Consider the following 13,295-nt stretch of genomic DNA (forward strand, 5'->3'; position numbering starts at 1 on the left):
AATCAAGCTCTCTTTTTTCTAAATCTTATTTAGATTAGAAATTGATTACAGTACCGATTGCAACAACAGTAGCATCATTTTCATCTCTACCACCATCTGAATCATAAGTATTATAAGCAACTGATCCATTTAGTTTCATACCTGGTCCATATTCATAATTAACACCAGCCATGTATCTTTCTAGATCATCTTCATCCCCAACTTCTTTGTATAGGTAAGAAGCACCATAAGTGTAGTCTCCGTTTGTGTAGTTTGCACCAACAGCAATTGCTTCAACTTCATCTGTAACATCTTCTTCTGTGTAGTAAGCAACACCTAAATCCCAAGCATCAACCATTGCATTTACACCAACATTCCATTCTTTAGAGTCGGCTGCAACATCTTTATTGTAACCTGCACCAAATACCCAGTCAGCTCCCATAACATCGTCAACCGCATATCTTGCAGCAAGAGACATTTTTTCGTTGTTTTCATCACTCATTTCAGCTCTGTTGTCATCACCATCGTCATCAGCACCTAGAGAGTAAGAAGCACCAACTTGTAATCCATCCCATACAGGAGAGATATATGTGATTTTATCTTCTCCAGCATCTTCTGAAGAACCATCGCCGAACATTGCATAAGATGTAGTATCTACTTTATTGCTTCCGTTAGTAACAACATCATATGTTGGATCCATACCGTCTAACTCAGCATCAACTGCAGGAGCAGCAACTTGCATTAAGTAAGCAGCATTGTACTCTTTACCAACAATAACTTTACCGAAGCCGCCTTCTGCATAGATGTAAGCTTCCTCTTCGCCGTCGTTATCATCTTCTTGAACATTAGTTTCAATAGCAACTCCAACCTTCATACCGTTATCTAACATTGTTTCACCAGTGAAATTAACAGTCATTTCTTTTTTAATTTCAAATTCTGCTTTGTCTACATCTTGGTTTGCATAAACACCGTAAACAGAAGCATTACCTTCTAGACCTAGTTTTAGTCCGTCTGCAGCTTGAGCAGTTCCTGCAAGCAATACAGCAGCACTAGCTAGTAATACAGTTTTTTTCATAATAAAAATCCTTTTCTTTTTTAAACTTGGATTGGTATTTCAATCCGCCTCAATAAATATATTGACACTTCTAAGAATCTTAGTCAATATAAATAGTGTTTTTTTAGATATGTGTGTTAAAAATAACACTGTTATTGTTTTAACTATTTGATTATAAAAGAATATTTTTATTGATTTTTATTAGGTTTTATAGATAATAATGCGGTTTCTTACGATATGTAATAAAAAAAGTATTTACATGTTGTTAATCTATAAAATATATTTTCCTAGTGTAAATGGTGCTGATGGGGAGAGTTGAACTCCCGACCTCGCCCTTACCAAGGGCGCACTCTAACCACCTGAGCTACATCAGCACTAAGAGTTTAGAGAAATATACATTATAATTAAATATAAATCAATAAAGAATTTACTTTTTGAAAGAAGTATAATGATTATAAGGAAAAATCTAAATCTTTCGGTTGTATTCTTTCCCTTTTGTTTAATATAGATGTGCGATTGTTTCTAGTATTTGATGCCTCTAATACTTCTCCATTATATGTTATCATACTACTTTTGTTTTTTAAAGTTCCATTCGGATTAAATTCTTTTAAGTTCATGGTTCTCAATTTATTTTCATAAACTTCAATCGCTACCTTCAATGTTCCGTCTTCATAATGGCAAAAATTACCTTCATAAAAATCTTTGATTTTATCGTCTATAATAAGCTTTTTTGTTTCTCTCTTTTTTAAAGAATCTCTATCCTGTTCTATTTCTAAAGAATTAATAACATTTCCATCTTTTATTTTTTCAGTTGTTATATGTGGTGCTAAGGTTTTCATGTCCTTATAATAAGTTTCTGTATCCTCTTTCTCCCAATGCTCATTTTTAGTAACTTCTTTAAAAAGTTCTAATTTGCCATTTTCATCATAATGATAGGTGCAATGTTTTAGAAATTCTGGCCTATTTTTTTTAAAGTGAAAACCTCCTTAGGAGCTTTTGGATCTCCATCTTTATTTAATGTTAATACAACATCGTTTCCATTCTCTTTTTTTATATACCCATTTTTTTGTTCTTTAGATTTATAGTTCATTTGTGGTCTCCTTTTTTTCTGGAATATTATATCATAAAAGTGTGTTTTTATCAATATAATGATACTACTTTATAAGTTTTGTTAATAATCTGTATAGAAAATTATTAAATATATAATCTAATTGGATTATTTATCATTTACATATTGATTTTTAAAGTTTCGATGCTTATACTATATATATAAGATGAAAGGGAAGAAGATGAGTATAGAAGCATATCCAGTTTTACCGTTAAAAGATTTAGTGATTTTTCCAAAAATGGTGGTTCCTCTGTTTGTAGGAAGACAAAAATCTATTTTTGCATTAGAAGAAGCTCTTAAACACAATGGTAAGATTATACTGTTAACTCAAAAGAATGATAAAGAAAACGAGCCTAAATCAAAAGACTTATACAAAGTTGGTATTTTGGCCAATGTTCTGCAGTTATTAAAACTACCAGATGGAACTGTTAAAATTCTTGTTGAAGGAACAGAAAGAGTAAAAATAAACGGTGAAGTTGAAGGTAGGAAATACCTAATGGCTTTCACTAAAGAGTTTAAAAGTATATCCAATTCAGATCACGAACTTTTAAAGAACTCTGTTATATCTGAGTTTGAAAAATATGTTCAAATGAGCGAAAAAATACCTACGGAAGCTCTAGCTACTATACTTAATATGAAAAGTGAAGATGATATTTGCGATATTATTTCTTCACATTTAATTATTGGTTATAAAGAAAAGCAAAAGATTTTAGAAGAATCTAGCCTTAGAAAGAGGTTAGAATTGATTTTTGAAACTATAGAACATGAAATTAGCTTGCTAAAATTAGAGAATAAGATTAAGAAAAGAGTTAAAGACCAAATGGATAAAACTCAGAAAGAATACTTCTTAAATGAGCAAATGAAAGCCATTCGTCAAGAGCTTGATGGTGCTGATGAAAACGGAGTAGATGAGGTTAAAGAACTCGAAGAAAAGATTAAAAATATAAACTTCACAAAAGAAGCTAGAGATAAAGCTCTGTATGAGTTAAAGAAATATAAAAATACAAATGCAATGTCTCCAGAAGCGGGAATTATTAGAAATTATTTAGATTGGTTAACTTCAATCCCTTGGGGAGAGAAAACAGAAATAAGTTCAGATTTAATTGCTGCAATGAAGCTTCTTGATAAAGAGCATTATGGTTTAAAAGAAGTTAAAGAAAGAATTATTGAGTATTTAGCTGTCCAGCAAAGAGTGTCAAAAATAAAGGGCTCTATTTTATGTTTAGTAGGTCCTCCAGGTGTTGGTAAGACCTCTTTGGGTAAATCTATTGCAAAAACTACAGGTAGGAATTTTGTAAGAATGTCTCTTGGTGGTGTTAAAGATGAATCAGAAATAAGAGGTCATAGAAGAACTTATGTTGGAGCTATGCCTGGTAAGATAGTTCAGTCAATGAAGAAAGCAAAAAGTTCAAATCCATTATTCCTATTTGATGAGGTTGATAAGCTTGGATCTGATTGGAGAGGGGATCCTTCTTCCGCTTTGTTAGAGGTTTTAGATAGCGAGCAAAATGATACTTTTTCAGATAACTATCTTGAAATAGATTATGACTTATCGGATGTTATGTTTGTTTGTACAGCCAACTCTTTAAATATGCCTGCTCCATTATTAGATAGAATGGAAATTATAAGAATCGCAGGTTACACAGAAGATGAAAAAATACAAATAGCAAAAAGACATTTAATTAAGAAACAGATGTCAGAAAAAGGTTTAAAGAAAACAGAGTTTTCTATAGATAGCTCTGCAATACAAGAAATTATAAGATATTATACTAGAGAGGCTGGGGTTAGAGGTCTTGAAAGAGAAATATCAAAAATTGCTAGAAAGGCTATAAAGCAAATTTTAACAGGAGAAAAGAGAGTTCCTATAAAAATAACTAAGAAAAAAGTTGAAGAGTATCTTGGTGTTAGAAAACTATCTTTTGGTCAGCTAGAAAAGAAAAATATAGTTGGAGTTACTACCGGGCTTGCTTGGACTTCTGTTGGAGGTGTTACTCTTCAAGTTGAAGCTGTTTTGATACCTGGTAAAGGTGGAATATCTATGACTGGTCAGCTTGGTGATGTTATGAAAGAATCTGTAAAAGCTGCAGAAATGTATATTAAATCTAATGTAAAAAAATTAGGTATAAAAGAAGATGTTTTAAAAACAAAATCAATTCATGTTCATGTGCCTGAAGGAGCTACTCCAAAAGATGGTCCCTCTGCTGGTGTTACAATGGTAACTTCTTTGGTTTCTGCTTTAACTGGTAAAGCCGTAAGAAGAGATGTTGCAATGACTGGAGAGATTACTCTTAGAGGAAGAGTTCTTCCTATAGGGGGGCTTAAAGAAAAAATGCTTGCTGCAAAACAAGTGGGTATTAATACTGTTATTATTCCTAAAGGAAATGTTAAGGATTTAAAAGAAGTGCCTGAAAACATCAAAAAAGGATTAGAAATTATACCAGTTGATCACATATCAAAAGTTTTGGAAAATGCTTTGGAAAAATAAAAAAAGAGGGGGTATCCCTCTTTTTTTAAGATATAATTAATTCTTTTGTTTTTTTCTTCAGTCTAGAGTTTACAATTTTTTTAACACGAGAATCTTTTTTCGAGTTCTTAGGGAGCTTTTCTATAATGATTGGTAAATCTTTTTTGAAGCACCTCTCTATGACTGGAATGTAAAAGTCAGGATAGTGTAGTTTTGCTCTATATTTAGAAATTAAATCTAAAATGTCCTTCTTTTTGCAATTTACTGCATCTTGGTCATATAAAACAATTTTTGATGGTCTTAAAATATCTACCATATTTTCTCCTGTTTTTAAATTTTCTAATGAATAACTGTTTGCAATATATCATAATGTTAATGTTGTGTCAAATTAATTGAATTTTTATTACTTTTATTTGGTAAAATGATGTTTTATTGCTTTTTTTTATGAAAAATTGCAGGTGTTTTTCTCAAAAAATAGCTTGTAAACCCTGTAAAACAAAGGAAAAATGGGCAAAAATAGGTGTTTTTACGGTTTTTTTATAAAAATTGGTTAAATCTGCTTGACTATTGTTTTGATTTATGGTTCACTTACTTAAGAACCTTGAAAATCAAAGGTTTGTTTAAGAGATCATATATATGATATTTGATAAAACAAATTAAAAAACGGAGTATTAATTATGAACAAAACAGAATTAGTTACAGCAATCGCAGAAGGTGCAGAATTAACAAAAGCGGATGCAACAAGAGCTTTAGAAGCTACATTAGAAGCTGTTATCGAAACAGTTGCTGCTGGAGATAAAGTTTCTCTAGTTGGTTTCGGAACATTCCAACCTTCAGAAAGAAAAGCTACAACAGGTAGAAACCCAAAAACAGGTGAAGCTATCCAAATTGCAGCTGCTACTCTTCCAAAATTCAAAGCTGGTAAAGCTTTCAAAGATAGAGTAAACAAATAATAAAATTTTATTATTTATTTTAAATTAAGACCCCTTGTTATATATATTAATATTACAAGGGGTCTTAATTTTTTATCTAAACTGATTTAAAATAAATGTATTTCAATTATAGGTTTTTCAGTTTGAAACATCTCTTTAATCTTTTTCTTTGTAAGTCTTCTTACTAGCGGAGTGTCTATACAACTAAGATTTTTTAATTCTTCTTCTAAGTGATTTGCTATAGTATTTTGAGAAGCTATTTTGTGATCATCAAGTCCAAGCAAAGTAACTTTAGGAGTTTTTAGTAAACTGCTATCCTCTTCCTTTAAGCATATTGAAACAATACAAGCTCCATTGAAAGATATTCTTTTTTTCTCTTTAATAGATGATCCGTTTATAGAAACAATTTTACCATGGTTTTTGCATACTAGTCCTGTTTCTATTGTTTCTATTACTTTTTTATCATATATATCGTATATTTCACCATTATTCACAATTAAGGAGTTTGGTATTTTTAAGCTATTAGCAAGATTTATATTTGCTTCAACTTGTTCTTGTTCTCCATGCATTGCAATAAGAGTATTAGGCTTTAGCCACTTATACATTTGAGCAATGTTATCGGGAGAGCTATGGCCAGAAACATGAACAAAATCATCATCACAAGTTATTAGCTCTGCTCCTAATCTTTTTATTTTATTAGATATATGTCTAATATTATCTTCGTTACCAGGTATAGCTCTTGATGATAAAATAACAGTATCATCTGAATCTATATCTATATAGTTAATCTGATTATTTGCAAGTCTGTAAAGTCCAGAGTTTTTTTGCCCTTGAGATCCTGTTGCAATTATAACCATTTCTTCTTTTGGTATTGTTGCCATATCATCTTCTGTTAGAAAATCATAATGTAATAAGCCTAGATCTTCGGCTATTTTATAGTTTTGCCTTAAACTGTAACCGATTAACCCTACACATCTCCCTGCTTTTTTTGCAGCTTGTATAACTACTTTTATTCTAGCTACATTTGAAGCGAATATTGAGGTGAAAACACAACCTTCAGATGATTTAAATATTTTTGCTAAAGATTTTACAAGTTGGTATTCTTGCCCTTCTGAAAACCCTCCAAAGTTTGAAGATTCACATACAAAAACATCGACTTCATCTTTACCTGCTTGTTTCCATTGCTTCTCATCGGAGAACTCGAGAATTGGATTGTTGTCTAATCTCCAATCTCCAGCATGAATTAAAGTTTTTTCTTTTGTTTGTATCTTGATTGAGAAGGCTCCCGGCACAGAGTGAATCACTGGCATAAACTCTATATTAAACTTACCTAGTTTGATTTTTTCATAAGGCTTTACACTTTTGAGTATAGGTGCTTTCTTTTTCTCTCTAGCAAACTTTCTTTCCAATATTCTATTGGCAAATTCGCTTGCATATATAGGGCAATTTAATTGAGAATATAGATTTGCTATTGCTCCGATATGGTCTTCATGTCCATGAGTACAGATTACTCCTAACAAATCATCTCTTATTTCTTCTACAAAGCTTAAGTCTGGGAACATTATATCTACACCAGGATATCTAACTTTGTCATTATTAAAAGCTAGTCCGCAGTCTATCATTATCCATTTTTTTTGATATCTATATAGATAGCAATTTGCTCCAAATATTCCTACTCCACCTAACGGCAGATAATATAAATGATTATCTTTAAATTTTGTCATGAGCTAATTTTCTAAAGACAAGTGTTGATTAATATAGTCTTTTAAAGACTTTATAAGCTTAGCTTCATTTTCTCCAGAGAAGTAATGATTTGCACCTTCAACAACACTGTATTCTAATTCTATGCCCTTATCTTCGTTCAGCTCTTTTGCAAGTATTGCTGTTTTGTGCTCTGGAGCAAAAGTGTCCTCAGAACCTTGAATTATTTTACCCTTACATGGATATGGAGCAAGGAAGTTGAAGTCATGTTTAGTTGTTGGAGGTGATACTAAAACAAATTTTTCTATCTCAGGTCTTCTCATAACTAATTGTAGCCCAACCCATGAGCCAAAAGAGTATCCACAAACCCAAACACTTTTAGCTTGAGGGTTGTTTTCTTGTAGCCAATTTAGCAATGCCATAGCATCGTTAATTTCGTTTTCACCACTGTCAGAGTAGCTTCCTAAACTCTTACCTACACCTGCAAAGTTAAATCTTAAAACAGAGAAACCTGCCTGAGCCAGTGTTTTATACATAGAGAAAACTACACGGTTATTCATAGTCCCTCCTTTTTCAGGACTAGGTGCAATTACTAGAGCAATTGGACTATCTTCTTTTTGATTATGATGGTATTTCACCTCTAATCTACCTTGAGGGCCTGTTAAAAACATTTCTGGCATTTATTATTATTTCTCCTATCTGTTTTGAAATCTTAATATATATAAGAATAAATTTATAAAGTCTAAGTATAAAGATAATGCATGCATTATTCCAAGCTTAGCTGTTTCTTGAGGGTTTGTTAATGAAAATATTGCAGTTCTTTTTAGTTTTTGAACATCCCAAGCAGTTAGTCCCATGAAAACAGCAACTCCAACTACAGATATAACAAAGTCCATAGCTGTTGATTTTAGGAATATGTTTATTAGGCTTGATATAATTAACCCGAATAATCCCATAACCATAAAGCTTCCCATAGATGTTAAATCTTTTTTGGTTGTGTAGCCATAAAGACTCATTGATAAGAACATGCAAGCTGATACAGTAAATGCTCTAAATATTGCAACTCCTGTATATGCTAAGAATATTGATGATAATGATAGACCCATTACAAAACAGAATGTCCAAAATGCATTTTTTAATTGAGATTTTGTAGCTGTTTTGAATTTAGCATTCATATAAACTACAAATCCAAATGGAGCAAGCATAATAAGCCATTTTAGAGGGCTACCGAATATCGCATTAAGTATCATTGGAGAATGAGCTGTAGCATATGATATGATTGCAGTTATTATTAAACCAATCCCCATGTAGTTGAATACAGACTGAACTGTTGATTTTATAACTTCATTTGTATTTGCTCTTTTAGCCTCTGAAGCATTTTGAGATAAATCTATTAACATATTTGAAATCCTTTCGTTTAGAGCTCTTATAACTTATATATAGACTTTTTTTAGCTAAATTTCAAGAAAATAAAAAAAATGCTGGACAAAAACTTTTTTTTGTTATATAAAAGTGTTCTATCAAATGAAGCTCGGATAGCTCAGTTGGTAGAGCAAAGGATTGAAAATCCTTGTGTCGCTGGTTCGATTCCAGCTCCGAGCACCATTTAAAAAAGCCGCCAATTATGGCGGTTTTTTTATTGTGTTATTTCTCTTTGAAGTCTATTAAAATGAGAAATTTACAATATATTTACAAATACATTAAATTTATTTTTATATTTAAAATCTTGAAAACATTGAGTAAAAGTGTTTTTGTACTTTTATTGCTCTTTTTACTGTTGACATAGTTTTTTTGTTGTGTTAGTTACTTGTTTTTGAGATTGTTGTAACGGGGGGAAAGATGAAAGATGAAAAAAATTTCATAAAAGATACAGGTGATTTTTTTGGTGCATTATTAGGAGGAGCTATGCCTGGAATAGTTGCATCTAATTTAACAACAATGAATGATATTCCTGTAAGTGCTAGAATAGCTGCATCACTTTTAATAGGTGCATCGGTTAGTTCTGGATTGGTCGGCTCGAGTTTGGGGAGCTCGTTAAGTTTATTGATTTCTGGTAAAAAAGATAAAATTAGTTCTGAGCTAGATAATCTTGCGAAATCAAAAGATAAGCGTTCTATAAGAGTTATATCTGAAATTACAAACATGGTTGGTGTGGCTTTTTTCGGATCAACTGCTTTATATAGTTGTTATAAGCATCCAGAACTTTTAGAAAATGAGGTGTCTTTAGCAGCATTAGGTGTTGGTGTAGGTATATCAAGTTTAATGTTCACTAATATATTAAACAATAAAAGGCCTTTAGTTAACTGTACTTGTAAAGGTATTAAATTAGTATCCAAGCTTATGAAGAATAAAAATAATAATTTAGATTTAAGCTAAAAAAATATGCTCTATTTAAAGAGCATATTTTTTTAATTGGTGGTTTTCTAAGCTTTTTTCTCTGGAGATAGTAGCATTCCCATTTGACGACCTTCCATTTTAGGTTTGTTGTCAACTTTAGCTAGTTCAGCAGTATCTGCAATAACTCTTTGAAGAAGCTTCATTCCTAATTCGTTATGAGACATTTCTCTACCTCTGAAACGAATTGTAACTTTAACTTTATTACCCTTTTCAATGAATTGCTTAATATGTTTTAGCTTTGTGTTATAATCATTTATTTCTATATTTGGTCTAAGTTTAATTTCTTTTATTTCAATTTTAACCTGATTCTTTTTAGCTTGGTTTTGTTTTTTAGATTGTTCGTATTTAAACTTACCGTAATCCATAATTTTACAAACAGGAGGTTTAGCTTGAGGAGAAATTTCTATTAAATCTAGTCCCTCATTTTTAGCTATGTTTATAGCCTCTCTTGTTGATAGTACGCCAATCATCTCACCGTCAGATCCAATTACTCTAACAGTTTCCACTTTTATTTGGTTGTTTGCCCTAACCATAGGTTCTCTTTGCTTTGAAATACCCGCCTCCATTTATTATTCAAATTTGTTAAACATTGATACTTTATAACTTTTTATTTAATTTTGCAAGTAAAAAATCTATGTAAGCCTTAAGACACTTGCATTTTAGTGTAAAATATTTCATATTGTTTTTTATAGATACTAACTTAATTATGAAAAGGTAAAATATGAATTTATATAAACAAAAAATTAATGCACTTAGATTTTTAGCGATTGATGCTGTTGAGCAAGCTAATTCAGGTCATCCAGGAATAGCATTAGGGCTTGCTGATGTTGTGGGCACTCTATTCTTAAAACATTTGAAAATTAATCCTGCAAAACCAGAATGGCCTAGTCGTGATAGATTTGTTATGTCTGGAGGGCATGGATCATCTCTTTTATATTCTGCTCTACATTTATCAGGGTATAAAAAGATTACCTTAAAAGAGTTAAAAAATTTTCGTCAAAAAGGAAGTGTTTGTGCTGGGCATCCAGAAGTTAATGTCTCTGCAGGTATAGAGTGCACAACAGGGCCTTTGGGTCAAGGTATAGCTATGGCTGTTGGTATGGCTATTGCTGAAGAAAAATCAAGAAGTGAATATGGTAAGAATTTAATATCAAACTATACTTATGTTACTCTTGGAGATGGAGATTTACAAGAGGGGGTATCTCATGAAGCTTGTTCTTTAGCAGGGCATTTAAAATTAAGTAAACTAATTATGTTTTATGATGATAACTCAATTACAATTGACGGATCTACAAAACTTTCTTTCACAGAAAATGTTAAAGCTAGGTTCTTAGCATATGGGTTTGATGTTCAAAAAATAAATGGGCATAATACAAAAGAAATTTCAAGAGCTATTATAAAGGCTCAGAAAAGTAAGAAGCCATCTATTATAATTTGTAAAACAAAAATAGGATATGGATCTCCTAAAGCTGGAACATCCTCTGTGCATGGAAGTCCGTTAGGGAGTGAAGCTTTGGCAAAGACAAGAGAGAATCTTGGTTGGGAAAATGCTAAATTTAAAGTTCCTGCAGAAATCAAACAAGCTTGGAAAGATGACATCGCTAAAAATAAAGAGGCTTATGTTAAATGGGAAGAAATATATAAGAAAGAAGACAGGGATTCTGTGTTCAATAGAGTTTTTGTAAAAGGTGAACTTTCTTTCTCTTTTGAAGATATGTTAATGGATTATAAAAACAATGAAATAAAAGAAAAAAAATCTAAAGCTACAAGAAAAGCATCAGGAGAAGTTCTAGAAATATTATCTTTAGCTTTACCAGAAATGATGGGAGGCTCTGCAGATTTGTCTCCTTCAAATAATACATTTAACTCAGCATCAAAAGATATAGAGCCAGGGAAGTTCTCTGGTAATTATATTAGATATGGTGTTAGAGAATTTGCAATGGTTGCTATTGAAAATGGTATTTCTCTATATGGCGGTTTAATACCTTATGTTGGTACATTCTTATGTTTCTCAGATTATGCAAGAGGTGCTATAAGATTATCTGCTTTAATGGGGACAAGAGGCATAAATATCTTCACTCATGACTCAATTGGCTTAGGAGAAGATGGTCCTACTCATCAACCTGTTGAGCATGTAGCAAGTTTAAGAGCTATGCCAAATTTAAATGTTTTCAGGCCTGCGGATTCTATAGAAGCGGCTGAATGTTTAGAGCTTGCAGTTAAGAGTAAAAATACTCCTTCAATAATGGCTTTAACAAGACAAGGACTGCCTGTTCTTAGAAAAGATGCAAAAGAAAATCTATCAGCTAAAGGTGCTTATATATTAGACGATTGCAAAGGCAAGCCTGATGTGGTTATTATGGCTTCAGGATCAGAATTAAAAATAGCAGTTGAAGCTAAGAATAAACTAAAAGGGAAAAAGGCAAGAGTTGTTTCTGTTCCTTGTATGGATATTTTTGATGCTCAAGACTTAGAGTATAAAGAAAGTGTTATTGGTAAAAAAGGAACAAAAATAATTGCGGTTGAAGCTGGAGTGCAACAGTGTTGGGATAAATATCTAGGAGATAATGGTTCTTTTGTTGGAATGTCAACATTCGGAGAATCTGCTCCTATAGATGATCTTTACGAGCATTTTGGTATTACAGTTAAAGCTGTTTTAGAGGCTTGTAAGAAATAGTTACAAAATGTAATATAATAAGAGTTGTCAAAAGAGTGTATATATAGTAAATAAAAATTAGTTTAATTTAAAGATATAAGGATATTTACACATGATACACTCGACAGCAATTATTGAAGATGGAGCAAAATTAGGAAAAGATGTTGAAATTGGACCTTTCTGCATAGTTGGTTCTAATGTTGAACTTGGAGATAGAGTTTGTTTGAAGTCTCATGTTTCTGTTGTTGGAAATACTAAAGTTGGAGCAGACACTGTTATATATCCTTTCGCTTCAATTGGAGAAGTTAATCAAGATTTAAAATATAAAGGTGAAGACACAAGAGTTATCATCGGAGAAAGAAATAGAATCAGAGAACATGTAACAATCCATAATGGAACTGTTCAAGGTGGCGGTTTAACTCAAGTTGGTGATGACTGTTTGTTTATGGTTGGATCTCATATCGCTCATGATTGTAAAGTTGGAAATAGAGTTATTTTAGCAAATAATGCAACTCTTGCTGGACATGTTGAGGTAGATGATAAAGCTATTATTGGAGGCTTGTCAGCAGTTCATCAATTTACTAAAATTGGTAAAGGTGTAATGGTTGGAGGCATGTCAGGTGTTGATGGAGATGTTATCCCTTATGGTTTAGTAAAAGGAGAAAGAGCTAACTTAGCAGGGTTTAATTTAGTTGGTTTATCAAGAGGTGGAATTGATAAGAAAGTTACTAAAGAGATGTTGTTAGCATTTAAAGATTTATTTGAAAGCGATGGAACTTTTGCTGAAAGAAAAGAAAGAGTTAGACAAGAGTATAAAGATAATCAATTTATGGCAGAGATTTTAGATTTTATTGATTCAGATGAGAGACATCAATCTCTTTGCACTCCTAAGCATTAAAATATATATAATCAGTTTTTTATTATAACTTGACAAAGTTGTTACATATTATTAATAATAAATATGTTATATAATAGTTAGGAGGAGTATTAAATCCCCCAACTTT

Annotated in this window: 13 protein-coding genes and 2 tRNA genes; 6 read left to right on the top strand and 9 right to left on the bottom strand. The window is 31.7% G+C overall.

What is annotated here, in order from left to right:
• Positions 1–34: 34 nt before the first annotated feature.
• The 4 genes from OIF36_01705 to OIF36_01720 all read right to left on the bottom strand — a co-directional run bounded on the left by OIF36_01705 (position 35) and on the right by OIF36_01720 (position 2,123).
• Positions 35–1,054, bottom strand: a complete 1,020-nt coding sequence (locus tag OIF36_01705) for a porin (protein MCV6599184.1) — start codon at positions 1,052–1,054, stop codon at positions 35–37.
• Between the two features lie 276 nt (positions 1,055–1,330).
• Positions 1,331–1,407: transfer RNA gene (locus OIF36_01710), tRNA-Thr, on the bottom strand.
• Positions 1,408–1,485: 78 nt separating this feature from the next.
• Positions 1,486–1,872 (bottom strand): hypothetical protein, encoded by a 387-nt coding sequence (locus tag OIF36_01715; protein ID MCV6599185.1) that lies wholly within the window; start codon positions 1,870–1,872, stop codon positions 1,486–1,488.
• 107 nt (positions 1,873–1,979) lie between these two features.
• Complete coding sequence (locus tag OIF36_01720; GenBank protein ID MCV6599186.1) at positions 1,980–2,123, bottom strand: hypothetical protein; 144 nt, start codon at positions 2,121–2,123, stop codon at positions 1,980–1,982.
• A 199-nt stretch (positions 2,124–2,322) separates the two neighbouring features.
• Here OIF36_01720 and lon point away from each other — a divergent pair, with 199 nt between their 5' ends.
• A complete protein-coding gene (gene lon / locus OIF36_01725; protein MCV6599187.1) occupies positions 2,323–4,626 on the top strand; it encodes an endopeptidase La in 2,304 nt (767 codons plus the stop codon).
• A gap of 25 nt (positions 4,627–4,651) precedes the next feature.
• On the opposite strand, the gene OIF36_01730 is transcribed toward lon, so the two are convergent.
• A complete protein-coding gene (locus tag OIF36_01730) occupies positions 4,652–4,921 on the bottom strand; it encodes a hypothetical protein (GenBank protein MCV6599188.1) in 270 nt (89 codons plus the stop codon).
• 361 nt (positions 4,922–5,282) lie between these two features.
• Between OIF36_01730 and OIF36_01735 the strand changes: the two genes are divergently transcribed.
• Positions 5,283–5,558 (top strand): HU family DNA-binding protein, encoded by a 276-nt coding sequence (locus tag OIF36_01735; GenBank protein MCV6599189.1) that lies wholly within the window; start codon positions 5,283–5,285, stop codon positions 5,556–5,558.
• Positions 5,559–5,644: 86 nt separating this feature from the next.
• Here the strand turns inward: OIF36_01735 and OIF36_01740 are convergent, their stop codons facing one another.
• From OIF36_01740 to OIF36_01750, 3 genes are read right to left on the bottom strand one after another with little or no spacing between them, the layout of a single operon-like run.
• Positions 5,645–7,261, bottom strand: coding sequence for a ribonuclease J (locus OIF36_01740; protein ID MCV6599190.1), 1,617 nt, complete (start codon positions 7,259–7,261; stop codon positions 5,645–5,647).
• A 3-nt stretch (positions 7,262–7,264) separates the two neighbouring features.
• On the bottom strand, positions 7,265–7,918 hold the full coding sequence (locus OIF36_01745) for an alpha/beta fold hydrolase (GenBank protein ID MCV6599191.1): 654 nt from the start codon (positions 7,916–7,918) through the stop codon (positions 7,265–7,267).
• Positions 7,919–7,933: 15 nt separating this feature from the next.
• The gene (locus OIF36_01750; protein MCV6599192.1) at positions 7,934–8,638 is read right to left on the bottom strand and encodes a Bax inhibitor-1/YccA family protein; all 705 of its coding nucleotides are present in this window, start codon (positions 8,636–8,638) and stop codon (positions 7,934–7,936) included.
• 129 nt (positions 8,639–8,767) lie between these two features.
• Here OIF36_01750 and OIF36_01755 point away from each other — a divergent pair.
• Together OIF36_01755 and OIF36_01760 are read left to right on the top strand one after the other, a co-directional pair.
• Positions 8,768–8,843, top strand: a tRNA-Phe gene (locus OIF36_01755).
• A 234-nt stretch (positions 8,844–9,077) separates the two neighbouring features.
• Positions 9,078–9,614 carry a hypothetical protein gene (locus OIF36_01760; protein ID MCV6599193.1) on the top strand — a complete coding sequence of 179 codons (537 nt, stop codon included), beginning with the start codon at positions 9,078–9,080 and terminating at the stop codon, positions 9,612–9,614.
• Between the two features lie 47 nt (positions 9,615–9,661).
• Here OIF36_01760 and infC read toward each other — a convergent pair whose 3' ends face one another.
• The gene (gene infC, locus OIF36_01765) at positions 9,662–10,201 is read right to left on the bottom strand and encodes a translation initiation factor IF-3 (protein MCV6599194.1); all 540 of its coding nucleotides are present in this window, start codon (positions 10,199–10,201) and stop codon (positions 9,662–9,664) included.
• Positions 10,202–10,356: 155 nt separating this feature from the next.
• Here infC and tkt point away from each other — a divergent pair, with 155 nt between their 5' ends.
• Positions 10,357–12,312 (top strand): transketolase, encoded by a 1,956-nt coding sequence (gene tkt, locus OIF36_01770; GenBank protein ID MCV6599195.1) that lies wholly within the window; start codon positions 10,357–10,359, stop codon positions 12,310–12,312.
• 91 nt (positions 12,313–12,403) lie between these two features.
• Positions 12,404–13,189, top strand: coding sequence for an acyl-ACP--UDP-N-acetylglucosamine O-acyltransferase (gene lpxA, locus OIF36_01775; protein ID MCV6599196.1), 786 nt, complete (start codon positions 12,404–12,406; stop codon positions 13,187–13,189).
• Positions 13,190–13,295 lie beyond the last annotated feature (106 nt).

The organism is Alphaproteobacteria bacterium, from assembly GCA_025800285.1.
GTDB lineage: Bacteria > Pseudomonadota > Alphaproteobacteria > JAOXRX01 > JAOXRX01 > JAOXRX01.

What these genes read in the sequence shown, in the direction of transcription:
- OIF36_01705 (MCV6599184.1), bottom strand. Translation starts at nt 1,054, where the DNA reads ATGAAAAAAACTGTATTACTAGCTAGTGCTGCTGTATTGCTTGCAGGA.
- lpxA (MCV6599196.1), top strand. Translation starts at nt 12,404, where the DNA reads ATGATACACTCGACAGCAATTATTGAAGATGGAGCAAAATTAGGAAAA.
- OIF36_01720 (MCV6599186.1), bottom strand. Translation starts at nt 2,123, where the DNA reads ATGAACTATAAATCTAAAGAACAAAAAAATGGGTATATAAAAAAAGAG.
- tkt (MCV6599195.1), top strand. Translation starts at nt 10,357, where the DNA reads ATGAATTTATATAAACAAAAAATTAATGCACTTAGATTTTTAGCGATT.
- OIF36_01760 (MCV6599193.1), top strand. Translation starts at nt 9,078, where the DNA reads ATGAAAGATGAAAAAAATTTCATAAAAGATACAGGTGATTTTTTTGGT.
- OIF36_01745 (MCV6599191.1), bottom strand. Translation starts at nt 7,918, where the DNA reads ATGCCAGAAATGTTTTTAACAGGCCCTCAAGGTAGATTAGAGGTGAAA.
- OIF36_01730 (MCV6599188.1), bottom strand. Translation starts at nt 4,921, where the DNA reads ATGGTAGATATTTTAAGACCATCAAAAATTGTTTTATATGACCAAGAT.
- OIF36_01715 (MCV6599185.1), bottom strand. Translation starts at nt 1,872, where the DNA reads ATGAAAACCTTAGCACCACATATAACAACTGAAAAAATAAAAGATGGA.
- OIF36_01740 (MCV6599190.1), bottom strand. Translation starts at nt 7,261, where the DNA reads ATGACAAAATTTAAAGATAATCATTTATATTATCTGCCGTTAGGTGGA.
- infC (MCV6599194.1), bottom strand. Translation starts at nt 10,201, where the DNA reads ATGGAGGCGGGTATTTCAAAGCAAAGAGAACCTATGGTTAGGGCAAAC.
- OIF36_01750 (MCV6599192.1), bottom strand. Translation starts at nt 8,638, where the DNA reads ATGTTAATAGATTTATCTCAAAATGCTTCAGAGGCTAAAAGAGCAAAT.
- lon (MCV6599187.1), top strand. Translation starts at nt 2,323, where the DNA reads ATGAGTATAGAAGCATATCCAGTTTTACCGTTAAAAGATTTAGTGATT.
- OIF36_01735 (MCV6599189.1), top strand. Translation starts at nt 5,283, where the DNA reads ATGAACAAAACAGAATTAGTTACAGCAATCGCAGAAGGTGCAGAATTA.